The organism is Psychroserpens luteus, from assembly GCF_015319355.1.
Taxonomy (GTDB): Bacteria; Bacteroidota; Bacteroidia; order Flavobacteriales; family Flavobacteriaceae; genus Psychroserpens; species Psychroserpens luteus.
The window spans coordinates 83,273-108,081 of record NZ_JADILU010000006.1 but is presented as its reverse complement, the minus strand read 5'-3'; the positions used below and the strand labels follow the sequence as shown (position 1 = coordinate 108,081).

The 24,809-nt window shown below is 31.7% G+C and carries 23 protein-coding genes; 2 read left to right on the top strand and 21 right to left on the bottom strand.

Annotated features, from left to right (window positions below; genetic code table 11):
• The first annotated feature begins 27 nt into the window (after positions 1 to 27).
• Together IM744_RS14545 and rpe are read left to right on the top strand one after the other, a co-directional pair.
• On the top strand, positions 28 to 891 hold the full coding sequence (locus tag IM744_RS14545) for a sigma-70 family RNA polymerase sigma factor (protein ID WP_194508886.1): 864 nt from the start codon (positions 28 to 30) through the stop codon (positions 889 to 891).
• A 236-nt stretch (positions 892 to 1,127) separates the two neighbouring features.
• Positions 1,128 to 1,790, top strand: a complete 663-nt coding sequence (gene rpe / locus IM744_RS14540) for a ribulose-phosphate 3-epimerase (protein ID WP_194508885.1) — start codon at positions 1,128 to 1,130, stop codon at positions 1,788 to 1,790.
• Here the strand turns inward: rpe and IM744_RS14535 are convergent, their stop codons facing one another.
• The 21 genes from IM744_RS14535 to IM744_RS14435 form a co-directional block, all read right to left on the bottom strand.
• Positions 1,791 to 4,136: a GumC family protein gene (locus IM744_RS14535; RefSeq protein WP_194508884.1), complete on the bottom strand. Its 2,346-nt coding sequence runs from the start codon at positions 4,134 to 4,136 to the stop codon at positions 1,791 to 1,793.
• Positions 4,137 to 4,895 (bottom strand): polysaccharide biosynthesis/export family protein, encoded by a 759-nt coding sequence (locus IM744_RS14530; protein ID WP_194508883.1) that lies wholly within the window; start codon positions 4,893 to 4,895, stop codon positions 4,137 to 4,139.
• Positions 4,896 to 4,980: 85 nt separating this feature from the next.
• A complete protein-coding gene (locus IM744_RS14525; protein ID WP_194508882.1) occupies positions 4,981 to 6,099 on the bottom strand; it encodes an MraY family glycosyltransferase in 1,119 nt (372 codons plus the stop codon).
• A gap of 199 nt (positions 6,100 to 6,298) precedes the next feature.
• Positions 6,299 to 7,054: a glycosyltransferase family 2 protein gene (locus IM744_RS14520; protein ID WP_194508881.1), complete on the bottom strand. Its 756-nt coding sequence runs from the start codon at positions 7,052 to 7,054 to the stop codon at positions 6,299 to 6,301.
• Between the two features lie 2 nt (positions 7,055 to 7,056).
• Complete coding sequence (locus IM744_RS14515) at positions 7,057 to 7,602, bottom strand: WcaF family extracellular polysaccharide biosynthesis acetyltransferase (RefSeq protein WP_194508880.1); 546 nt, start codon at positions 7,600 to 7,602, stop codon at positions 7,057 to 7,059.
• Between the two features lie 8 nt (positions 7,603 to 7,610).
• The gene (locus IM744_RS14510) at positions 7,611 to 8,750 is read right to left on the bottom strand and encodes a glycosyltransferase (protein WP_194508879.1); all 1,140 of its coding nucleotides are present in this window, start codon (positions 8,748 to 8,750) and stop codon (positions 7,611 to 7,613) included.
• The gene (locus tag IM744_RS14505; RefSeq protein WP_194508878.1) at positions 8,743 to 9,735 is read right to left on the bottom strand and encodes a glycosyltransferase family 4 protein; all 993 of its coding nucleotides are present in this window, start codon (positions 9,733 to 9,735) and stop codon (positions 8,743 to 8,745) included. The genes IM744_RS14510 and IM744_RS14505 overlap by 8 nt, the downstream gene beginning before the upstream one ends.
• Positions 9,732 to 11,165 (bottom strand): hypothetical protein, encoded by a 1,434-nt coding sequence (locus tag IM744_RS14500; RefSeq protein WP_194508877.1) that lies wholly within the window; start codon positions 11,163 to 11,165, stop codon positions 9,732 to 9,734. The genes IM744_RS14505 and IM744_RS14500 overlap by 4 nt, the downstream gene beginning before the upstream one ends.
• Positions 11,158 to 12,309 (bottom strand): glycosyltransferase family 4 protein, encoded by a 1,152-nt coding sequence (locus tag IM744_RS14495; RefSeq protein ID WP_194508876.1) that lies wholly within the window; start codon positions 12,307 to 12,309, stop codon positions 11,158 to 11,160. Before IM744_RS14495 ends, IM744_RS14500 begins: the two co-directional genes overlap by 8 nt.
• The gene (locus tag IM744_RS14490) at positions 12,299 to 13,471 is read right to left on the bottom strand and encodes a glycosyltransferase family 4 protein (protein ID WP_194508875.1); all 1,173 of its coding nucleotides are present in this window, start codon (positions 13,469 to 13,471) and stop codon (positions 12,299 to 12,301) included. Before IM744_RS14490 ends, IM744_RS14495 begins: the two co-directional genes overlap by 11 nt.
• The gene (locus tag IM744_RS14485; protein ID WP_194508874.1) at positions 13,468 to 14,754 is read right to left on the bottom strand and encodes a glycosyltransferase family protein; all 1,287 of its coding nucleotides are present in this window, start codon (positions 14,752 to 14,754) and stop codon (positions 13,468 to 13,470) included. Before IM744_RS14485 ends, IM744_RS14490 begins: the two co-directional genes overlap by 4 nt.
• Before the next feature lie 7 nt (positions 14,755 to 14,761).
• Positions 14,762 to 15,757: an acyltransferase family protein gene (locus tag IM744_RS14480; RefSeq protein WP_194508873.1), complete on the bottom strand. Its 996-nt coding sequence runs from the start codon at positions 15,755 to 15,757 to the stop codon at positions 14,762 to 14,764.
• A gap of 325 nt (positions 15,758 to 16,082) precedes the next feature.
• Positions 16,083 to 17,012: a hypothetical protein gene (locus IM744_RS14475; protein ID WP_194508872.1), complete on the bottom strand. Its 930-nt coding sequence runs from the start codon at positions 17,010 to 17,012 to the stop codon at positions 16,083 to 16,085.
• Positions 17,013 to 17,016: 4 nt separating this feature from the next.
• On the bottom strand, positions 17,017 to 18,468 hold the full coding sequence (locus tag IM744_RS14470; protein ID WP_194508871.1) for an MBOAT family O-acyltransferase: 1,452 nt from the start codon (positions 18,466 to 18,468) through the stop codon (positions 17,017 to 17,019).
• Entirely contained in the window at positions 18,458 to 19,666 is a 1,209-nt protein-coding gene (locus IM744_RS14465; protein WP_194508870.1) for a glycosyltransferase family protein, read from the bottom strand. Before IM744_RS14465 ends, IM744_RS14470 begins: the two co-directional genes overlap by 11 nt.
• Positions 19,667 to 19,683: 17 nt before the next feature.
• Entirely contained in the window at positions 19,684 to 20,799 is a 1,116-nt protein-coding gene (gene wecB / locus IM744_RS14460; protein ID WP_194508869.1) for a non-hydrolyzing UDP-N-acetylglucosamine 2-epimerase, read from the bottom strand.
• Positions 20,796 to 21,782 carry a glycosyltransferase family 2 protein gene (locus IM744_RS14455; protein WP_194508868.1) on the bottom strand — a complete coding sequence of 329 codons (987 nt, stop codon included), beginning with the start codon at positions 21,780 to 21,782 and terminating at the stop codon, positions 20,796 to 20,798. The genes wecB and IM744_RS14455 overlap by 4 nt, the downstream gene beginning before the upstream one ends.
• Before the next feature lie 126 nt (positions 21,783 to 21,908).
• Positions 21,909 to 22,595 carry a CatB-related O-acetyltransferase gene (locus tag IM744_RS14450; protein WP_194508867.1) on the bottom strand — a complete coding sequence of 229 codons (687 nt, stop codon included), beginning with the start codon at positions 22,593 to 22,595 and terminating at the stop codon, positions 21,909 to 21,911.
• On the bottom strand, positions 22,592 to 23,341 hold the full coding sequence (locus IM744_RS20705; RefSeq protein ID WP_241738337.1) for an acyltransferase: 750 nt from the start codon (positions 23,339 to 23,341) through the stop codon (positions 22,592 to 22,594). Before IM744_RS20705 ends, IM744_RS14450 begins: the two co-directional genes overlap by 4 nt.
• Positions 23,338 to 24,228, bottom strand: a complete 891-nt coding sequence (locus IM744_RS14440) for a glycosyltransferase family 2 protein (RefSeq protein ID WP_194508866.1) — start codon at positions 24,226 to 24,228, stop codon at positions 23,338 to 23,340. Before IM744_RS14440 ends, IM744_RS20705 begins: the two co-directional genes overlap by 4 nt.
• On the bottom strand, positions 24,219 to 24,809 hold the full coding sequence (locus IM744_RS14435; protein WP_206694503.1) for an acyltransferase: 591 nt from the start codon (positions 24,807 to 24,809) through the stop codon (positions 24,219 to 24,221). The genes IM744_RS14440 and IM744_RS14435 overlap by 10 nt, the downstream gene beginning before the upstream one ends.

The window sequence follows — 24,809 nt, the reverse complement described above, 5'->3', positions numbered from 1 at the left end:
TTACCCAAATTAAAAGCATATAATTAAATGAGACAACTTAAGATTACAAAGCAGGTTACTAATAGAGAAACCGCGTCTTTAGATAAATATTTACAAGAAATTGGAAAGGTTGATTTAATTACCGCAGATGAAGAAGTTGAATTAGCTCAACGAATCAAAGCAGGAGATCAATTAGCATTAGAGAAATTAACTAAAGCAAATTTACGTTTCGTAGTTTCTGTTGCTAAACAGTACCAAAATCAAGGCTTGACATTACCAGATTTAATTAATGAAGGTAATTTAGGTTTAATTAAAGCTGCGCAACGTTTTGATGAAACTCGTGGATTTAAATTCATATCTTATGCTGTATGGTGGATTCGTCAATCGATTCTTCAAGCATTAGCTGAACAATCGCGTATTGTACGTTTACCATTAAATAAGATTGGATCTATTAATAAAATTAATAAGACGTTTGCTTTTTTAGAGCAAAGTCATGAGCGTCCGCCAAGTGCAGAGGAGATTGCTAAAGAATTAGACATGACTATTAACGATGTTAAGGAGTCTATTAAAAATTCTGGACGTCATGTCTCTATGGATGCACCTTTGGTTCAAGGAGAAGATTCTAACCTTTACGATGTATTGCGTAGTGGTGAGTCTCCAAATCCTGATAGAGATTTATTACATGAATCTTTACGTACAGAAATTGAACGTGCACTAGAAACGCTAACGCCTCGTGAAGCAGATGTGATTAGATTATATTTTGGTCTTGGAAATCAACATCCGATGACTCTAGAAGAAATTGGAGAAACGTTCGAATTAACTCGTGAGCGAGTAAGACAGATTAAAGAAAAAGCCATTCGTAGACTAAAACATACATCACGAAGTAAAATATTAAAAACATATTTAGGTTAGTAATTTTTTTTAATAAATTACGACTAAATTACGACAACAACAGTTACAAAACATAACTGTTCGTTTTTTGATTGATGAAAGAACCCAGAGCTGATTACTCTGGGTTCACTCATTTATACCCCTTTCTAACTTCTCTCTTCGGAAATTGGCTGGCCACATGTTTTTATCTAATGATTTACACTTGAAGAAACTTGATTTTTTAATTACCTTTGACAGAAATAAATCAACATAACATAATGGCTCAGAAATTAATTGCACCTTCAATGCTAGCTGCCGATTTTGGCAACCTCCAACGTGATGTAGAAATGGTAAATAACAGTGAAGCAGATTGGTTTCATATTGATGTTATGGATGGACATTTTGTTCCTAATATTTCTTATGGATTCCCTGTTATTGCAGCAATGAAGAAATATGCAACAAAACCATTTGATGTGCATTTAATGATAGAAAAACCTGAGCGTTATATTGAAGAATTTGCAAAAGTTGGTGCCAATATCATTACAGTTCATTATGAATCTACGGTACACCTACATAGAACCTTAAGACAAATTAAAGATGCTGGGTGTAAAGCAGGTATCGTTCTTAATTTAACAACACCTTTGTGTGTACTTGAGGATATTTTACCAGAATGTTATATGGTTCTTTTAATGTCTATCAATCCTGGTTTTGGCGGACAAAAATTTGAGGACATCACCTACAAACGTGTCAAAAAGTTACGAGCTATGATTAACGCACAAGGTTTAGACACTAAAATAGAAATAGATGGTGGAGTTACAGACAAAAACATCAAACAACTAGTAGAAGCTGGTGCAGATGTATTTGTAGCTGGTAGCCATGTTTTTAAAAATGATAACCAAACTGAAACTATTAAACGTTTAAAAGCATTAGCTAATAGTTAATTAGTCTTCACTACTTCCATAACCATATCCATAACCGTAGTTGTATGAATAACCGTACGATCTACTTGCTCCTACTCCATTTATAACGTAAGCCATATTCTTAATCTTACCAGAGTCTGATAAGCTTTTAGAGAAGTCTAATAGGTTTTTCTCGGTATGTTCTGCTCTTACTAAGTAAATTGTAGCATCTGCATATTTAGAGATTAATAATGTATCTGTCACTAAAATAGTTGGTGCAGTATCAATAATGATATAATCATAAAGATGTTTAGCTTCATCGAGTAATTTTTCAAATCTACCATTTGTAAGTAATTGAGTTGGATTTGGCGGAATATCACCAGACAATAATATCTCATGATTCACATGCCTTTCAAAACCTTTGATAATTAGGTTTTTCCAATCAATTGATTCATCATGCAGATAATTAGATAAGCCTGGACGGTTTTTATCTTGTGAAATATACGTATGTATCTGTGGGTTTCTTAAATCTGCTCCTACTAAAAGTACTTTTTTATTGATACTTGATAAAGCTAAAGATAAATTAATACCTACGTAAGTCTTTCCTTCTCCTTTTATGGTAGATGTGCAATAAATAACTTTACCTAAATCATTGTCACCTGTAGGTATTATATAATTGACATTTGCACTCAATATTCTAAATGCTTCTGATTGAACAGAACGATCTGTAGGATTATCAAAAACTAGATTTTTGTCTTTCTTAATTTTTGGGAGCTCTGCAAGAATCGGGATATTTCCAACCCTAGAAGTGACATCATCCTTTCCTTTAATTTTAGTATCTAAAAGGTTTTTAGTATAGATAGCTCCAAATGGTAAGAATAATCCACCAAGCAAAGCCATCATATATATACTTCTGGAGTTAGGTGAAATTGGTCCTCCTCCAGATAAAGCATATTCTACAACTTTTATAGATGGTTCTGTAATCGCTAAATTAATGGCTGCTTCTTCTCGTTTTTGTAACAAAAAGAGGTATAAACTTTGTTTTATGGCTTGTTGACGCTCTCTAGAGCGTAATAACTTTTCTTTTAGTGGTAAACTAGCAACCTGGTATGCATACTTTTGATTGCGACCTACCATTTGTGACTTAGTAGCCTTAAGTTGGGTATTGTAGGCAGATAATGATGCTTTAATATTAGATTGTACGTTTTGAAGCTTTGAGTCTAATATTTTCACTGTTGGATTATTCTCCCCAGCACTTGTAATTAATTTATCTCTTTCTGAAACTAAATCATTATGTTGATTAATCAACACGTTAATGTTTGCATCGCTTAAACCAATATTAGCAGGAAGCAACTCTGTATTTGAGCTTTCCGAAACTAACGTTTTTTTCATTAGATCTGATATCACCAATTGATTTTCAATTTCAAACACCTGATCCTCAGACATTGTTCTCTGTGACAATCCTAATTCTGCATCAGATTCTATATTGATAATATTATTAGATTTTTTAAAATCTTTAATACCTACTTCAATAGAATCTAACTCTTCTGCCAAGAATTTAAACCGCTCATCAATAAAATCTATGGTACGCTTAGAAATTTGTTGTCTATCTGTAATTCCATCTTCATTAAACACCTCAATGAGCGCATTGAGCGTTTTCTCTGATCTATATCTACTTTGACTTGTATGATTTAAACTGAGTAAATCACTACCTTTACCTAGCATACTTACGCCAACCGATCCTTTTAATTTTTTTGTTGCACTAGAAACAGGAATAAAATTCAATATATAGGTTTTCCCTTTTAAACGCTTCATTGCCCCTTTATCATTTACTTTCACCTCAAATGGTAAATTATGCTCTACATTATATGAGTTAAAGTTTGGGATTTTTGTTGATATTTCAAGATTTCCTTCGCTGATTTCAAATGAATTATCTTTAATTACTATCCTGTACTGCTTATAAGAATTAATACTGTCATTACTAATTGTTTTAGTAACCTCAAAGGGGAATTTATCTATCTCTGTTGTTAAAACATTTCCTTCCTCATAGTATTCCATTGTTAAATCTAACTTCTTAGCAACATCTTCAATGATTCGATAAGATTTTAGAATTTCAATTTCATTTTCTAAATTAATGTTAGATCTATTAAAAATAAATGCTGAAGATGGTAACTCCAGACCTTTAGTTTTATTTAATATCTTAATTTTCGCAGAAGTGCTATATATTTTTGGTGTATATCTCAAATATAGATTAGCACCTATAAATGCCAGTACTATACCGAGCGCAAACCAATACCAGTATCTAAAATACTTTCTGATTTCTAATTTTATGGTTTCACCTTGATCACTTTTTCTGGGTGGTGAAATATTATATTCTTGATTAGCCATTTATCTTGTTATTAAAACAACAGTTGTTAGGAGGATTGATATTACAGAGATAAATGTAGCTGTATTACCTACAAAACCTGCACTTTTTACTTTAGGCCCATTAGGGTCTACAATAATAATATCATTCGGTCTTATTTGATTAAACTCACTGTTCAAAAACTCTGCCGAAGTTAAATCAATATGGGTTATAGTTCGATTACCGTCTGATTCTCTTATGAGTTTTATATCTTCTCGTTTTCCATTAATAGTTAAATCTGAGGCATAACCCAAGGCCTGTAATAAACTTATATTCTGTTCCGTAAAATTATAAACGCCTGGACTATTAACTTCTCCTAGAATAGTTACTTTAGCGTTAACCAATCTAATATTAACTGTTGGCGCTTTAAGATGACCTCCATCTACAAGCATTTTTTTAATACGCTCTTCTAATTCATTAATAGTCATATTCTCTGTAGAAACAAGACCTAACACTGGGTAGTTTATTGTATGATTTTGTGAGACTATATAGCCTTCTAACTGCATGAGCTCAATACTCTGTCCTCCAATGCTTCCATTAGATTTATTGTATGGTAATGCAGACTCCTCAATCAATGCACCCACTTCAATTTTTAAAATATCATTGGGTTGAATTTTCGGGATTGAATACGTTAACGCTGTATTATCATAATCAGCGGAATCTTGAAGATATAATATTTCTTTCTTAGTAGCACATGAGCTCAATATTAAAAAAAGCACACCTATAATTAGAATTTTTCTCATTTACTTTTGCATTAAAACACGTGCAAATATAATCGCAATTAAAAGATTGACAAAAGTTAATACCAAATTAAAAAAAAGGTACTATTTAGAGTCTAAGAAACTTAGGTAGCCATTTATTAACTACCAGCCAATTGTAGACAAATAGTGAAGAGTATAATATGACACCTACAATTATTAATAAAGCAAACTGAAAATGAATGTCCATATACCTAATCGTATAAGTGAAAGTGATCAAGATTATATTTAAAATAACAATATAGCAAGTTGTTTGCATGTGAGAAAAACCTAATTCTAAAAACCGATGATGAAGATGATTTTTATCTGCTGAAAACGGGCTTTTTTTCAAAATAAAAAGTCTAATAATAAAAATCCTAAAGGTATCTAACAAAGGAAAAAACACAATAGACAATACCATTACTGGAGCAGAATTAAAAAACATTGATGTTGGATTACTTTGTGTAGAACCAATGAACCTAACAGAGTAAAAAGCCACTAAAAACCCAACAAGCATAGAGCCTGTATCACCCATAAAGATTTTTTTGTTTTTTGATAAGTTTAATCTTAAAAAAGGGATTAATGCTCCTATTGTTGCCACAGCTGTGGTTGCCATGGTAATATCTTTTATCTTAACAGCTATAAAAGCAAATGCTCCAGAGGCTATAAGTGCTAAAGATCCTGCCAATCCATCAACACCATCAATAAGGTTGTAGGCGTTAATAATTAAAATATATACAAACAAGGTAAAACCAACAGAAATCCAGTAAGGCATTATAGTGACACCAAGTAAACCAGAAAGCCCCAATATTCTCGTATCTGTAAAAACAATCAAAACCATTGCTGCAAGCACCTGTCCAAATAATTTTTTTCTTGGAGAGAGAATAAGCAAATCATCTTTAAGACCTAAGAAAAAAAGTATCGTTAAACTCCCTAAAATAAGCATCAATATTTTTGTATCTAAGAGGCCTCCAATTAATGTGATAACAACCACTAAACTAATATAAAGACCAACACCTCCAAGTGTTGGCGTTTTTTTTGAATGGATACTTCTCTCACCAGGTTCATCCATAAGATGTTTTGCTTCAGAAATATTAAAAATCGCTGGAAATGTACTCATTGAAACTAACATTGCTATAAATGCAGCTCCTAGTAACCATAGTTCTAAGTGGTCTATAGGATTAAAATTTTCAAGTAATTCTTTTATCATTTCAATAGTTTAAAAGCAATAAAATAGTTTTATTGTTTCTTTATAACCGCACAAATATAGTTTGAAAGTCTGATTATTTATAAAAAATCGGTTAAAAACCCTACAAAGTCCTCTAATCTACTCATTAAACAAAGTTACTATTGAGTCTTTAAAAACTATAAGATTCAACTATTAAAATAAGGTTAAGTTTGAAAAAGGTCTACTTTTTAAACCATTGAGGAATTTTAGATAAATTTTTACTCAAGACAACTTTTAAAGGAAAGTTGAGTCCATTTGTTTTTGAAGCTTTATAATCTTCTTTAGTTTTTTGAATGATACTTTTCAAACTTCTATTACTTGCTCCTCCAACTCTCATTTTGGTTATGGTTTTTGGAAGATAATAAAAATTATAAAGCTCTGTTTTGAAAACTCTTAAAATGAAATCATAGTCTGCAGCTATTTTGTAATTTAAGTCAAATAGCCCTTTATCTAAATAAACTTGACGTTTTAAAAATAATGTTGGGTGTGCAGGCATCCAACCTCTACTCAATAATTTTGCTTTAAAAGGTTGGCTAATCCAGTTTCTAACAATAATATTGGGATTTTCAAAAGACACATAATGTAAATCACCATAGACACCTTCTACATTTTGTGTTTTAAAACTTGTTACAATATCAGCAATGATAGAGTCATTGGCTAGATAGTCATCAGAATGCACAAAACCTACTACATCTCCTGTTGCTAATTCAACACCTTTATTTAATGCATCATAAATCCCTTTATCAGGTTCTGAGACCCATTTGATATACTCATATTTATCTGCAGCTGCTTTAATGATAGATTTAGTCTTGTCTTTAGAGTTTCCGTCGATAATAATATATTCAATATTGTCATAAGCTTGATTAATAACAGATGACATGCAAACCTCAAGCGTTTTCTCGCTATTATAAGTCGCAGTAATTATAGAAATTTTCATAATCAATTAATCTCTCGTTGTTTTACTTTTATGGCAGGATTACCTCTATAAATACCATAAGCTTCTAAATCTATACTTGTTGTGGAGCCTACAGCTAAAATTGCATGATCATAAACTGTTACTCCTGGTCCAACAATACTTTTTGCACCTATCCAAGCACCTTGTTTTAATACGATTGGTTTAACGATTAAATCGAAGGATTTTAATTTATAATTATGATTTCCGCAGAGTAAAAAAGCACCTTGCGACAAACAGACGTTTGACCCAATCGTGACGTTGTCTAAATTATCTATCCATACTGATTCTCCAATCCAACAATAATCATCAATTGATAATTTCCAAGGATATTTAATATTTACATTTGGTTTTATGATGACACCTGTTCCTATTTTTGCTCCAAATAAGCGCAGTAATGAAACCTTTAGTCCTGATATTGGAAACAGGCTACTTTTAAAAAAAAGTTCGTTAACATAGTACCATGTTAGTCGTTTAAATCGAGAACCTGGTTGATACCAATTGTTGTTATATGTAGATAAATCTGTTTTCAATTAGTTTGTTAATGAGTTATCAAAAATAAGTTTTTGTTTTGATTGAGTAGCTCTTGATCTTCGGAAAAACGCTGTGCAAAGGAAAATGATTGATTTACCATGTGATTATAATCTTCTTGACTCATGTTAGAAATTTCAGAAAACACATCTGAAATTCTATTAATGTCCTTTACATTTAAATCCCAACCAATTCCTTTAGATTTTAAGTTTGTCCATGGTGTTTTATCAGAAATGATAACAGGACAACCCACAGAAAGCGCTTCTAAAATAGAATGCCCAAAGTTTTCTCCTTCCGAAAGTAATATAAAAAAATCGTATGCCTTTAAAGTATCCAATACAAGTTCGCTTTCTACTACCCCTTTATAATTAACTGTAATATGATTAGGCAAGTGTTGGATTGCTATTTGACATTTTTCCCAATACTCATGATCATAAACAGGCCCAAAAATATCTAAAACAACTTCTGTTTTAAAAACACTTAGTGCCTCTATCATAATCAATGTGCCTTTTTCAATAGAAATTCTTGCTACATTAATTAGACGTATAGGATTGTTTTTACTACTATTTTTAATTGATATGTTTTTTAATTTTCTAGGAAATTGATTTGCTATTTTAACAGCCTTACTCCTTTTTACCCTATCACTTATCATAACAGCTTCTTCTTCATTTGCAGCATGAAATGTCGTATTCTTATAAATTTTCAACGCATTAAAAACAGATAGAAACATTTTCTTTTTTAATGGCTTAACGCTAAAGGCTTGGGTTGATAACATGCCATGCGGATTCACAATCGTATTTTTTCCTTTTGAAAATAAAACAGGTAAAATGGAAAAAAACGGAGAAAACATACCATTTACATATAAAAAATCATAATCTGTATTGGCAATTATATTCTTAATATTTTTAATTGACACCTCAGATTGAGACATGTAATAACAAGAACTATTACTACTCTTAACCCATTTGCCAGGAGGAATAGAAGCATAGGGTTGATGATCTGCATAATCAATATTTCTAGTTACAATTTTAAAGTCTATATCGTCTTCTAAATAGTCTACAAAATTACCAAATGCAGTAATTGTTCCTCCTGCTTTGTAACCAGGTCTGTACCAATCTATAAAAGCTAAAACAGTTTTACGTTTAGACATGATTATCAAGAGATTTATAAAGTTCTACATATTGCTCAGCAATCTGAGATGCTGTAAATCGTTGTGTATTTATAATCCCTTTATCTACTAGCGCTTTGCGCTCTTCAGAGTTTGACAATACAGATTTTATAGCATTGCGATACGCCTGAATATCTAACGGATCAATTAAAATAGCGCTATCACCTGCAACTTCTGGCATTGCACATCTATTTGACGTAATCACTGGACGACCAATAGCCTGAGCTTCTAAAATAGGTAATCCAAAACCTTCATAAAACGATGCAAAACACACAAGGTCTGCTTTTTCATAATAAGCCACCACCTCATCATACTCTAAATCATGTGCATTACTATAATTTAAGGAAGCAGATTCTAACAATGTAATTTGTTCTATTGACAATTTACCAATAATTACGAGCTCTACAGTTAAATCTCCAATAGCTTGAATTAAACCTTCTAAATTTTTGTTATAAGCTGTTCCTATTTGCAATAAAACGGGCACTTCTGGCATTTCTTTTTTAGGCTGAAATGTTAACTGTGCAGCAAAAGGGTTGTGAATAACTTTAATTTTATCTGGATTTACATCAATAATATCTAACAACGCCTTTTTAGTATAATTAGAAATCACAGTAACATAGGCTACAGATTTTATTGGCAATTGGTACCAAAAAAATTTCAAAATTGCATGTTTTAATCCTGTACTATTTTCTAATGGAGCTAAATCATGTATGGTTAATACCGTACGCTTTTTAGGTAAAAAATAGCTAACATAATGAATATCGCCTGTAATGTGATTGATATCACCTTGATGTCTTAAGACTTCAAAACAACTTTTCAACCTCGTTATCACTCCAGTGCTATAAAATTTTAGATGGTAATTATTAACCACAATCTCCTTAGGCAATGCTTGTTGCACTATCTTGAATACATTTTCTATACTAAAATAGTCTTGGTATGGTTTTCTAAAAAAATAGGTTACTCTCATACTTGTCGTTTTAAATAGCTATCAATTTTAGAGCACACATACTTATTAAATAAGGTCGCTACAATCCAAAATACAATCAGGTTTCCAAAAAATTTAATGAGGGCATTTTCATATTTATAGAGGAGTATAAATAAAGGAAGCATAATAGCCATTCCCCAAAAAGAATTTAAAGATGTTCTATAAATAGATCTAATGATATATCCAATAAATAGCCCAAAGAAAAAAAGCGCAACTAACATCCAAAACGGACCAAAATCGATATAAAAGTCAGCAACATAACCTAGAGCAAAAGACACACCCATTGAAGCATCTGCGTAAAACACACCTGTATATTTAGTTAAATGCTGTGAATCATCAATCGCTGCTTTATTAGGATTAAATAAACGAGGCACTAGAACATGCATAATAGCATCTTTCGTTAATTTCCCATCTTCATGTGGTAAAACATTTGGTACATAAGCCATACAAGATGAGAAATAATCAATATATGATATACGATCAATCATCGCTCTAAAACCCAAAGCTAATTGTTCATCTGAAATATTACCTACATTATCAACCAAGTAACTCAAAGCTTCACCATCACTTACAGTCACAACTTGTTGACCTGCGTCCTCACTTATAAACTCCCGATAATCAAATTTCACACTCGTCCAAATAACACCTATATATCCAAAAATCACAAACGCAATTATTAAACCGAAAAACTGTTTATGTCTTATTTGATATAATGCTAAATAGGATATGAGTACCATAAAAACTATGGTTTTAAAATCTGCAAAATAGGAGGCGAAACCCGAGATAAATTCAAATAAAATAATAATGTATAGTAACGACCGGTATTGATTTTGTTTTAATGCCGAATAGAACATGAAGAAAAAGAGTGTCCACTTAATATAACCCAGTGCGACAATACCTTGAAAAAGGCCAGGTATTTTAAATCGAAGACCATATAAAACTGTAGCAAACACTGAAAATAAGAGGTAAGTAATTAGTGTTTTTTTTGTATCTAAACTCAATAAATAGTGTAGTATTCTATTAGGATAAATTTTAATTTCCTTTAACATGGTATACACACCAAAACCCAAAGCCAACAGTGCTAAACACGAGAGTAAATAAGACTTAATGATATGATCTGGAAACTCAGCTACATCCTTAAGGCTTTGCATTGTAAAAGTTGCATAAATAGGTTTAATACTAACCTGAAGCCATTGATAAGCAAATGCTATCATCAATACTGGTGGATAATTATCTGTTGCAAACCATTTACAAATAAAAAATAACACAATAATAGACGGGACTGCTATAAAATCTCTAGCTCCAAGAAATGAAAAAATGATCAACGTAATTCCTAATAGAACTATGTATGGTGTCAATCGTTTAAAAAAACTACTAGATCCTGAATATGGATGTATTAAAGTCTCATTCATAAACCTTCATCCATTTATGTTTAAACCTAGAATATGAGATCTCCAATTCTTCAATACTCTCAAAAGCAGATTTTCCATGCTCTTTGATAAGCGTTTGATTATCGCAATAGTATGCCATTGCTTTAATCAATGAATCTACTGTTTTTTCAGATATAATATAGCCATTGGTTTTATGACTCACCAATTCTGGTAAACCACCTGATGCAAATACAATTGATGTTTTTGAATTAGCCTTAGCCTCAACAATGACATTAGACAGTGGCTCTTCATATACTGATGGTATCACATTAACATCTGTAATACTGAAAAGTTTATCTATTTGTTTAATTTGATCAAGAAACAACACTTTATCTTCTAAATTTTCTTTTGATACTTGATCCATAAGTACTCTTGTAAAATCTGGATTTTGCTTTACACTTCCTGCTATTAACAATCTGCAGTTTGGATACTGTTCTACATACTTAATAAAAGCATTGAGTAAAAGGTCTATCCCTTTATCTTTAGATAATTGCCCTATAAATGTAAAAGTGATAACTGACGAATCACGTGTTGGTAAATGCTCATCTACATTTTCAATGACTCGTTTTGGAGGAAAATTATAAATAATTGTAATCTTATCTTCAGGACACCCTAATTTAATTAACTCGCTAGCTACAAATTTTGAGATGCACACAAAGGCATCAACTCTGGGGATAATGAAGCGTTTCCATAAATAACTATGTAGTTTAGACAAATGTCCAGACGGTTTATCTCCAAGTCTATAAATTAATTTTGTTTTATTGCGTAACAATACTGGTAGCAAAGTCATAACATGAGTATCGTTACATACGTGTATATAATCTGGCTGATACGATTTAATTGCTTTATATAATTGATAATTAGACTTTGGAATATTAAGAAGATAAGATTTTAGCACCTTGAACTTAAAGGTCTTTTTTAAATTCCATGAAAAGCGTATTTTTTTATAATTTAAACCTCTAGCCTCTACTTCTGGCTGCAAGTGCCATTGAAAACCAAGGTCATTAACCGCTAAAAGTAAATCGTATCCAGAATCCTTCAATAGTTCAAATACTTGAAGATTGGCACGTTCTTGCCCATAAAAGGCAACGTTACCAAAAAGTGCTAAAATTTTCTTATTTGCCATCGGTTAATTGTGATTCAATATTAGAGACTATAGCTTCAAAGCTCCAGCTCTTTATAGATTGCTCCGCATTTCTACCTGCAATTTGTAAGCGCTCTTGAGTTAGTGATTCTAATATTTTTATAAGTTCGTTTTCATTATCATGCCTAAATACCCAACCGTTTTTACCCTTATTTAAAATATCTTCAGCGCACCCTACCTTATCACTAACGATAACAGGTCTAGTGCATGATGATGCTTCATTGACTGCTAAACCCCAAGTTTCTCCTGGACCTTTAGATGGTAAACAAAATACATTCCCTAAACGATATACGATTGGCATTTTTGTTTGATTTTGAAAGGGAACAAAGGTAATGAAATCATAAGTGCTAGCTTGTTGCTTAAGCTCTTTTACCAAAGGTCCGTCACCCACCATTACTAATTTCAAGGATTTCTTACTATTCTTATTGGCTTCAATGATGGCATTCATTAAAAATTCAGGTTGCTTTTTTGACTCAAATTTCCCAGCAAATAAAACAACTATATCTTTATTAAAAAACCCTAAATCTGTTCTCCACTGCGCTGCTTTTTGTTCGTATTGATTTGATTCATTATCATTAAAGCGCTCATTATCTATAGCATGAGGCACATAAGCTAATTGTTCTTCTTTCAAACCATGTTTTAAAAAATAAGCTTTATTTGCATCACCGACGAATAATGCTGTATCGACGTGCTTGTAAATCCAAGATAATACTAAACGTCTTAGTTTCGTCTTTACACCTGGAACCTCATCAAGCAAAGTAGAATCGCCTCTAAACCATACAGGAATTTTACCTTTAAAATATCGCAATGTTTTAAGATGACTTTTAAAATTCCATCCAAATACTAAAACAGTATCAGGCTTATAAGCCTTTATACTGTTTACTAATTCTGGACAATTAATCCCTAAAAAATGATGAACACCAGGTTTCTTTGCGGTATTCTCCACAAATTCATAGTTGTAACCTTCAAGTAATGGAATATCCCATTCAATTTGTTTACCAAATGTTTTATCTTCTACTGTAGTTGCTGCTTGAGACCACGTATAGAACACCTTAATATCAATATTTTGTCTTTGCGCCAAAAGCTTAAACCATGGTGCGTTATATTGAATTGGATGTGTAGAGACAATAGCTAGTTTTTTCATGATGCCTGATACGATTTTAATACTTCATTAAAAAAATCACATTGCACTTTAGTCATTGATTCCGCAGTAAAAGGTTGAAATTTCTCCCAGTTCGTCTCTGGTGCATTAGGCAATTGGTCTACAATCTTCTCCATATGTTCTAAACACTCATCCACTGCTAATTTTTGATCAAACAATACAACTTCTCCTGCATTTAAATCTTTAACAATACGTACCACACTACTATTAGAGTGAAACACACATAATAAAGGTTTTTTTGCCAACAGATTAGGATATAATTTTGATGCTGTATAATTGGCATCTTCAGATCCTGGTATTACAATGACATCTGCAGACTTTAAAAGCGTCAACACTTCAAAATACGGTTTTCTATCTGTTATTTCTTCAACATAGTTTCCAACACCAAACTGCGTTGCAATAGGTTTTATGGTTTGCTCACCTTGTCCATCTGGCGCATAACTTGTCCCAATAAACCAAAACTTAAACCGTTTAAAATTCTCATATTTCTCTAAACCATTTTTAAATGCCTCAAAAATAACACTCAAACTTTTTGCCATATCATGACCACCACGACCAATATAAATGAAGTTTGTCTTATTTTGATCTAATACAACCGAAGGCCTAATAGTTCTCGAATTAATAAATTCAAAATCCTTAACAGCTGCTCCAAACGTTAGTGTTTTTGCTGGGATATTCTTTATTTTAGGATATCGTGATTTAAGCATCTCAATATACCCATTAGATACTGCAATTAACCCATCAACTTTAGGCATTGTGAAACGCTCGAGATATTTATCTAAGTTATATGCAAACCAGAATTTTGGTGGTTGCTCTTCTTTAGGCACTGTCAAGTAATAGTCGTTACGCCATGGATCTTGCATGTCAATGGTGAAAGGCACTTTAAACTTCTTTTTCCATAAACGTCCTAATGGCATAGATGCAAACATGGTTGTACTAAAATAGACGAGATCGTAAGCATCTGCTTTTAAAAGTGTATTACCCGCTTTAAATAACTGTAAAAATGCTCTCAATCCTAAATTACCTAATCCCAATTTACGTGTATAGGTCGTAGAAAAAGCTTTAACCATATGAACTTTAACAGCTTCTGGAAGCGACTCTAAAAGCAGTTCATCCCTAGCCATTTCTACATAGTTAGGATCAACACAAAGTACCGTTGGCTCCCAACCAAATTGCTCAAAATAGGGCAAGCTTTGACGAACGCGATGCATATCTGCTGCATTTATAGGAGGAAAATGTGGAGAAACAATAAGAACTTTTTTCATCACGATATTAATTAAACTTTACTTTTTTTGCCCATTGATGTGAAGGTTTTTCTATATATTTATAAAATAACCAGGCTGCAAAAATACTAAAACTTAAGGCAACTAAAATAACTCCATATTTAGATGTTTCGTTTAAGTCTAATCGTTTACTTAAATTGACTATTTTTACTCCAATAGGCACATGTAATAAATACAATGAATAGGATATGTTTCCTAAAAAAATCAAGCTTTTTACATTTCCGTAGGAACTAGCGAAAGAAATTAAAGTAGCAGTTGCAAGTGTTAATAATGAAATGATAATCCCATGACTATCATAAACTACAAAACTCACTATTAAAAGTGAAGCTATATATGGTTTTAGCCCTAACTGTTCCTTTTTATAGAAGGCTGTCAATATACCTAAAACAAAAATATCTGTATATTTAAAAAAGGTAATTACATCTTGATTTATAAAAGACACTGAAAATAAACCTATAATGGAGGCTATAGTTAGCCATCGTTTTTTGAGATTCCATAGAGCGATAAGCAAACCAATAATTAAATAAAAGTGAAATTCTACCTCAAGGGTCCAATATACTGGATTAAGCCATGTATTATTAAAAAACTCTACCAAGTAAAGTATATGTTGTATGAGCAAACCAATAGACATTTTAAATGGTTCACCAGCAAATCCTGGAGTTTGACTGGCAGCATAGCTTAAGATCACCACCAATACAACAGAAATAAGATAAGCAGGTTCTATTCTTATAAACCGCTTTTTCATGAACTTGAAATAGTGATAAAACCTAAAAGAGGTTCCTAACAAAGAAAACGGAATCACAAATCCTGAAATAACGAAAAACACCTCAACTCCCATCCAACCATTTCTAAAAACTGCTCTTACCAAGCCATCTTCGTTCACGAATTCTTTAGTAAAATGAAACATGCACACTGCCAAAGCTGCCAAACCTCTAAGCACTACGATAATTGGTAAGTATTGCTTTTCTTGTTTTGGAAGATTCACAAATTATATATTTTATTAAAAATGAAACAATAACAAAATCGCGAGTATTACATCGCTTTTACAAGTCCATTTAATTTAAGTACTCCTTTTTTTTTAAAATTAAAATCTATTGTCATGCTTGTAAACTTACTGCTTTTCATATCTTTTTATTTTTAAGATAGTGAATTACGAAATAATTTGTCTTAGCTATTTTTACATAGTTGGATCAACATAAAATATGGCTGATTGCCACCAAACTACTCAAAACAGGATAGGCTTTAACGAACTTGATGTATATCTGCTACATTTACAGAAGTTGAATTTGATACAACAAGAATAATTTTTTTTATAATTTCTCTAATTTTTTCAGTGATATCCTTTTTAAAAGTTCACTATTAAATTCTAAAACACCTTTTTGGTTTAGATGATCTTTATCTATAAAATGCAAGGAATCACTCAAAGTAATAAGGTTATTAAAATTGAAGTAATCTTCATATCTCGAAAAGATTGAATCGATTTCTTTATTATTAGTGATTGCTTTATAGTATTTAGATGTAACTGGAGCTTGAACCAAATACACTTTTATCTTTTTATCGTAAAGCATCTTAATATTTTCTTCAAATTGTTTTAATTGTTTCTTGTTAATTTCTATGCGTTCTGAATTGTGATCTATAATTCTAAAATTTGCTGGAGTATGCTCAACAAAACCTCCAGAAATATAAGTATCACTGCCTATAGTTTCTTTTTCACTAAACTTTGGTGTATTAAATTCATTGAAATAATAATAAACTGAACTATTCATTATTTTAATGTTTTTCAATTTAAGCGCCATTTCAACATTGGCAAAATCACTTTTATCATTCGCAATTATATCTAAACCAGATTCCACTCCATCAATCTCAAAACTTTTAGGATACACTTCGTATATTACAACTTTTGGATTTAATTTCTCTAAATACCTTTTTAGCAAGACATTTGTTTGGATTGGTGTTTGAGAACTGGTTCCAAGATTAAAAGAAGATAAACCTTCACTTTTTAATAGACGTGTATCAAAACCTCGATATGTATGAGAAGACCCCAAAAATAAAACATCTACTTTTTTAAAATCTTTTACTTCTTTGAGTCTAGAATAGGTATGTCCATATGAACCTTTTAAAAAACCTATGTTTGGCGACATAAATTCAGGAAGTAATGTTCCCCAAAAGCAAATCAATATTATATAAACTAATATTGAGAGCGGAATAAATAATACTATTGATTTTAGTAACTTTTTCAAAACATTAAAATTGAAAATAAATGAAAGGTGTTTCTTCGGTTTGCATATACATTGCAATCAAAAATAAAACAAAAGAATAGAACAACCATCTAACTATCCTTGGGTATTTTAAACCTATTTTTTCAATAGCGTATTCATGTTCACGCCCTAGCCATTCAAAGAATAGAAAAAATAATAATAAAACAATAAGACTAGAAGCCCTACCCATTGCATAAAAACTTGGGATAGAGAGTGTGCTTTTCGAAAATATTTCATCTATTATTGATATAGCATGGGATATGTTATTTGCTCTAAAAAAAATCCAAGCAAATACAGTAATAGAAAATGTAACTAAAATGCTTATGGTTTCTCTTATCGTTGGAAAAATTTTCCCTTTTGCAACAATATCTATATTTTGCCTATTTTTATTTGACAATAGTAAGGGCAGAAAAAAAAGAGCGTTTAAGAATCCCCAAACAATAAAAGTCCAATTTGCACCATGCCAAAAGCCACTTACTATAAAAATGATAAATACATTTCGCAATTGTTTTAATTTACTCCCTTTGCTACCTCCTAAAGGGATATACAAATAATCCCTAAACCAAGTAGATAATGAAATATGCCATCTCCTCCAAAACTCTGCGATATCTCTTGAGAAATATGGGAAAGCAAAATTTTTCATAAGATTAAACCCAAACAACCTTGAAGTACCAATCGCTATATCTGAGTAACCAGAAAAATCTCCATAAATTTGAAACGCAAAAAAAACAGCACCCAATATAAGTGTACTACCTGAATAATCTTGTGAATCATTGAAAATCATATTAACGTAATACGCACAGTTATCTGCGATTACCATCTTTTTAAAAAGTCCCCATAATATTTGTCTTAAACCGTTTACAGCATCATGATACTTGAACACTCTTTGTTTGTAGAATTGAGGTAATAAATTTGAAGCTCTTTCTATTGGTCCAGCAACTAACTGCGGAAAAAAGCTAACAAAAGCACCAAAAGCTATAAAATCTTTAGTAGGCTCTAATTTTTTTCTGTAAATGTCAATCGTGTAACTCATGGTCTGGAAGGTGTAAAAACTAATTCCTACCGGAAGCACAATTTCTAAAGAGCTTGCACTAATTTGAGTTCCGAAGAACGAAAAAGCATCAACAAAATTCTCTAGAAAGAAATTATAATATTTAAAAAAACCTAAAAACCCAAGATTTATGGTAACACTAGCAATTAATAATAACTTTCGTTTTGTTATTGCATGTTCTTTAGACAACAAGATACCTATGGTATAATCTACCAAAGTACTGAATGCTATTAACCCTAAAAAGCGCCAATCCCACCATCCATAAAACACATAACTCGCCACAAGAACTAATGCATTTTGCACCTTTAAGTTTTTATTAAAAACAAACCAATAGAGCACAAAAACTATAGGCAAGAAAATCGCAAAATCTAGAGAATTAAATAGCATCTACAAATTCATTTAATTTAAGCGCTTCGTTTTCAAAAGCAAAAATTTCTTGTCCCGCTTGCCAGCTTGCTGCTTTCATATCTTTTAACTTTTGAGGCTGTGTTAACAACATTTCTATAGTTGCTGCTATGTGTTGTGGATCTCTATCCATCAAGCAAACTGCCTCAGGTGCTAACGCTTTTATTTCGGCTTGCCCTTTCGTATTGGTTGCCAAAATGGCAATCCCAGCTTGTAGGTAATGAAATACTTTATTAGTTATGGTATAGTCTCTACTCTCTGGAGTCGTTTCTTCAAAAGCAATCCCTATATCGTGTTCTGCTATTCTAGAGATTAACTCTTGAGCAGGTACCACTTCATGTATATGTAATGACACGTGTGATGGTAACAGTGATTTTAGCTTCTTGTGATATGTTTCTAAGATGCGACCTCTAAGATGCAACTCTAAAGGTGTTGTTGTTAAATGTAGTGCTTCACAAAGTAATTCTAAACCTCGTCCTTCACTAATGACCTGAGAAAACCAATACAATGATGGCTTGGTGTGATGAAGTCTATCTTTTGATAATTGATCTATAGTCTTACGGTCTGAAGACAGAAAACTATTATACACAACCTTAGGACTAATTGCGTCATAATTATTTGCCATACTATTAGCCAAAGCTTTTGATGTTGTATATGTGTATTTTGCTTTGGTAAGTAAAAAATATTCTAAATTTTCTAACAATCTAATAGGTCGATATAATCGATCTTGAGGTAATAAATCCTTACTATGCCAATCTTCAAAATCAAAAGCAACAATTTTTCCTTTTGTTATTAGAGCTCTACATAATGCCATACTCATTTCTTCATGACCAATATACAAGTCTGCATCTTCTACTAACAATTTCTCTAAATAGGATGTAAAATCGTAACCTAATGCAGCAACTGTACTTACACCTGTATGTTTGACAAATAAACGTGCCAATTTACGTTTAACTCTAATATATTTAGAAATGAAACCTCCATAATTTAATAAATCCACACCTGCTTTATAGCTTATCGATTTGTGTAATAGCTTACGGTCTTTTTCTAATATTTGTGCATCATACCATAGACTATAAACAATAACTCTATGTCCAGTTTGAGCATACACATTAGCTTCTTTAACAACACGAGGTGCAGCTACTAATGGTGATTGGGTAAAAATGCAAATAGTTTTCAAATGGTGTGTCTTTAACTTTAATTATTAGCTATGATTTCTAAAATACGTTGTGTTGCTTGTCCATCCCAAAGCGGTGGAATTTGACCTTCTTTGTAAGTCCCAGTTTGAATCTCATTGATTTTTTCAAGAATGTCTTGCTTGTCAAAATTCAACAAGGTATTAGAACCTATGGTTAATGTGCTAGGACGTTCGGTATTTGGTCGTAAAGTTAAACATGGTTTTTGTTTAAATGTTGTTTCTTCTTGAATCCCTCCACTATCTGTCAATACCATTTTGCAATTATGGATTAAATTCTGAAAACTAAAATAATCTTGAGGTGCTAATAATTTCAAGTTCTTTAATGTTTCAAATTCAGTTTCTAAATCAAACTTTTTGATGTTATTTAAAGTTCTTGGATGGATTGGGAATACGATAGTTGCGTCTTTAGGCATGTCCTTTAATAATGACAATAAACCTTCTAATCCATTTTTATTATCTACAGTAGCTGGACGATGAATCGTCATTAAAATAAACTCATCTTTAGTTAAACTATTAGAATCTAACATGTTTTTAGAAGCGATATCGTCTTTGAAAGCAACAAGTGTGTCAATCATGGTATTACCAATCAGATGAATTTTTTCTTTCGCTTTACCTTCTTGAAGAAGGTTATCTATACCGCTTTGCTCTGTGACGAAATAAAAATCTGAGATTTCATCAACTAAGATACGATTCACTTCTTCAGGCATTGAGCGATCCAAACTTCTCAATCCGCTTTCTAAATGTCCTAGCGTAATACCAAGTTTATAAGCTGTTAATGCTGCAGCAAGGGTAGAATTGACATCACCTGGCACTAAAATAATATCTGGTTTAAATTCTTCTGAAATCACTTTCTCTAAACGAATCATAATTTCACCCATTTGAGTATTTGGTGATGCTTGTGAAATATTTAAAAAATAATCTGGCCAAATATCTAATTGCTGAAAAAACACATCTGCCATTGATTTATCAAAATGTTGACCTGTATGTACAATTTTAATATCAAACTGTCCAGCGAATTGTTGCTGTGCTACTTTTTTAAACTGTGTTACTTTAATGTAATTTGGTCTTGTACCAACAACGATAAGTAGTTTTTTAGTTTTTAAAGTCACTGTCATTTTGATTTAATTAAATCCTTAATTTGGTGTAAAAATAATTTAAATATTTTTGCTTTTTTCCACCCAAAGGTAACTTTTACAATTTCAATAATGTTACCACCTAAAACAGGCTCATAACTACTACCTCCTAATGCCTTTGAATTGGTAATGGCCATTTTGTAAATATCTTTAAATTCTGGGTATGCATCAATAGCCAAAAGTTTATATTGAAGTGCAAACGCATTTTTATAGGCTACCGTATTTTCTAAAATTTTTAATTGATTTAATTTTGATTCTATTGCTCTAAATTGACTTTCTAAATGCCTCCTTTGTTTTTGATTGGCTATATTTTCGCCTGCAACATGTTTTCTATAGTAATTTTTAACCTCAGGTTGGTAACTTACCCCTTGGGCATTAACTACAACACGACAAAAGAACTCCCCATCTTGATCTTTAGATAACGTCTCGTCCCAGAGGCCTGCTTTTTCAATAACCGCTCTAGGCGTTAACCACGCACTAGTTTGCACCATATTATAATCTTTACCATTGGCTCCATAAAGGTTTATTAAAAAATCTTTAGGGCTCTCTGTAGAATACAAGAAGTCGTGATCTGTTATTATGCCATGTTCTGGCTCATGATAAAAATGAGCTGTACTGCATACTGAAACATGATTTGAGAGCAGGTCTAAATCATTAACCTGCTTTTCAATTTTATCAAGACTTAATAAATCATCAGCATCTAAAAATTGTAAATACGCGCCTGAAGATAATTTAAAACCATAATTACGAGCAGCACAAGCACCTTTACCTGAATTTGGTTTAACAATTAAATTTGGGCTACTTAACGTTTTCAAAAACTCTAATGTGCCATCTGTAGAACCATCATCTACAATAATAACTTCTATGTTTTTATAGGTTTGGTTAAAAACACAGTCTAAAGTTTCCTTTATAAATGGGAGTGCATTATAACACGGTATGATTATGGAAACTTTATTTGTAGTCATATTTTTTTATATGCTTTTCAGAATTGTATCGGTATGTCATTTTAGATTCTACTTATTTATACTAATATCTACTGAGGAATCCATTAAATCCAGAGAATTATAAACGATTTTATAACATAAGACATGTTATAGTTGCACTTTTTCTAATAAATCTTTTGTTAACTCGTTTTCAAATAAAAATCGATTCTTTCTTAGGGTGTCTTCATCCCAATTCCACCAGCTTAATTGTTGTAACATATCTATAACCTCATCATCAAAACGATAATTAATAACTTTTGCAGGTGAACCAACAACAATAGAAAATGGAGGTACATTTTTATTTACAAAACTATTAGAACCAATCACAGCACCATTTCCGATAGTAACACCACCATAAATCATAGCGTTAGCTCCAATCCAAACATCGTTTCCAATTTTCATATTGCCTGTTCTCACAAGTTCCGAGTCATTTTCTGAATCAAAGAAATTCTTAAATATTTGATAACTCGTTATTTTCTTATAATTATGGCCATCTAATTGAATCGAAACATTTCTAGCAATAGAACAAAAATTACCAATTTCTACTTCACCATCACCAGCATAAATATTTAGATTAGGACCATTTAATGCGGTATGATTGCCAATTTTAATGTTGCCATAAAATTCACTCCTCATAATTTTACTATGCGCTCCAATAATCACATTTCCATCAAACTTATTACCAAATACACTTGAATTCTCAGGATACTTTATTGTATGTCCTACTGGTGTATGATTTTTAGTCAATAACAGACTTTGTATACGTTGAGCTATATAATTCTTAATGGCGTTCATTCTATAGTTTTAATTTTTTTTGCAGGCACACCAGCGTAAACACAATTATCATTTAAATCTTTGGTTACTACTGAACCTGCTGCAACCACTACGTGTTTACCAATTGTCACACCTGGCAACACTGTAACATTAGAACCTAACCAACTATCAGATCCTATTACAATTTTACCGGTTATGATATCTCCATTCCAAGCTGCTTTATCCATCTGATGATATTCATGATCATGTGTATAAAATGTACAGTTAGGACCAATTGCCACGTTTTCTCCAATCAATATATCATCTGAGACATCTATAATACAATAATCAGCAATATGTGAATTATTGAGCATTTCTAGTTTACCTTTAAAATTACTCTCCCTAGAAAACACAGAACAATACGAATTTATACTTGTATTATTATGAAATTTCCAATCATTTTGAACAAACAAGCGCGTGCCTTGACCAATTAGAAAATCATTCCCAATCTCTAAATTACAATTCTCTCCTACTAGAATTTTAACATCTTTCTCCAACGTATTTTTATTGCCAAATTTTAAACTAGCATTAACCCCAGCCCCTAGAGAAATATTAGTGGCCGATTTAAAAAAATCACTGGCAGCTATTTTTCCTTTACCTTCAATTGAAAATGGAAAAGAAACATCTGGGGATTTTCCAAAACTCACCTTAGTCAGTCTAAAAAGCCAATATGCTTTTCTAACCCATTTTTTGATTATAAATTTTATCAGTAAAATAATCGCCTTCATTTTTTGAATTTATTTTTTAAAATAGTATAAAACGACATGCCATTTTTTGTCTTCATTTCTATCGCTTTAGATATAGAATGGTGCTTCATTGCAGACAATATAGCATTAGATTGTTGCTTTCTAACTTTTTGAATAGCCTTTTCTTGATCTAATCCTTTTAAAGGGCATTTATCACTTTTTAATAACTCTTCAGCCAATAGTATATACTTAAATGGTACAAACGGGTCTGTTCTGTTGTCGTTCATTTGCTGATCATCGTGCTCTCGATACCAAACAATACCTTGAGGCATTAAAACCACATTATATTTATTTGATAACATATGCCACATTTCAAAATCCCCTAAGTGTTGTTTTCCTGAAAAACCACCAATAGTCTCAAACGCTTCTCGTTTTATAATAGATGACAAGGGTGCTTTATGAAATAATGGCTGTTGAAAATAATGCCTTTGGTATGCATCTTTTGCACTTAATTGAAATGGAAATTGTTGCAATTTATCTTGTGGTAAGGAACACAAGCCATAACCTGCCTCTGGAAATTGTTCTATATAATAGACCAATTGCTCTAAACCGTGAGGATAAATCATATCATCGGCATCTACATATTTAAGGTATTTCCCTTTTGCATAAGATGCAGCTTGGTTTCTATTTGGGTAATCTCCTAAATTTATTTCATTGACATACACCTTAATTCTATCATCTTTAGCCTGGTATGATTTTGCTATAGCTACAGAGTTATCTTTAGATTGATCATCTACAATGATAAGTTCCCAGTTTTTATACGTGCTATTTATAATACTCTCGATAGCTTCTGCTATATATTTTTCACGATTGTAAACAGTCATTAAGACAGAAACTAATTCAGTTTCTTTATTCTTCTTTAATTCCATGTTATATTTTTTTTAATCAACCTTGGTGGACTACCGACAAAGAGGCCCGAATTATTTGAAATATCATTAGATATAATCGATCCGGCTCCTATAATTGATCCATCAGATATTATAGTTCCCTTCAAAAGTGTACACCTACATCCAATCCATACGTTATTACCAATAATAATTGGTTTTGAGCTATTGATTACATTACCTTTTTCATCTTTAATTATATGTAAATCACTATCCATAAGTAAACATTCCCATGACATTAAAACATTATCTCCAAATTTTATATTTTTTGCGGATATTATTGATGATTCTGCAGTTATATTAAAGTTATTCCCCAATTCTAAAATACCACTAATAGATAAGCGTGATCCATGACCGATATCTGTATTCCCGTTAAATATAATTTTACCCGTAATTTTCAAAATAGTTCTGCTTTTTTTATTATCAAAAATACTAACATCCCCAAAACCTATTTTTATCATTCCTGTTCTTATTTTAGACTTAATAATCACATTACCCTCTGTTTTTTTTAAACAGACATGCCTTGAAAGAAAAACAGGAAGCTTGATAGCGTCTTTAAATGGCAA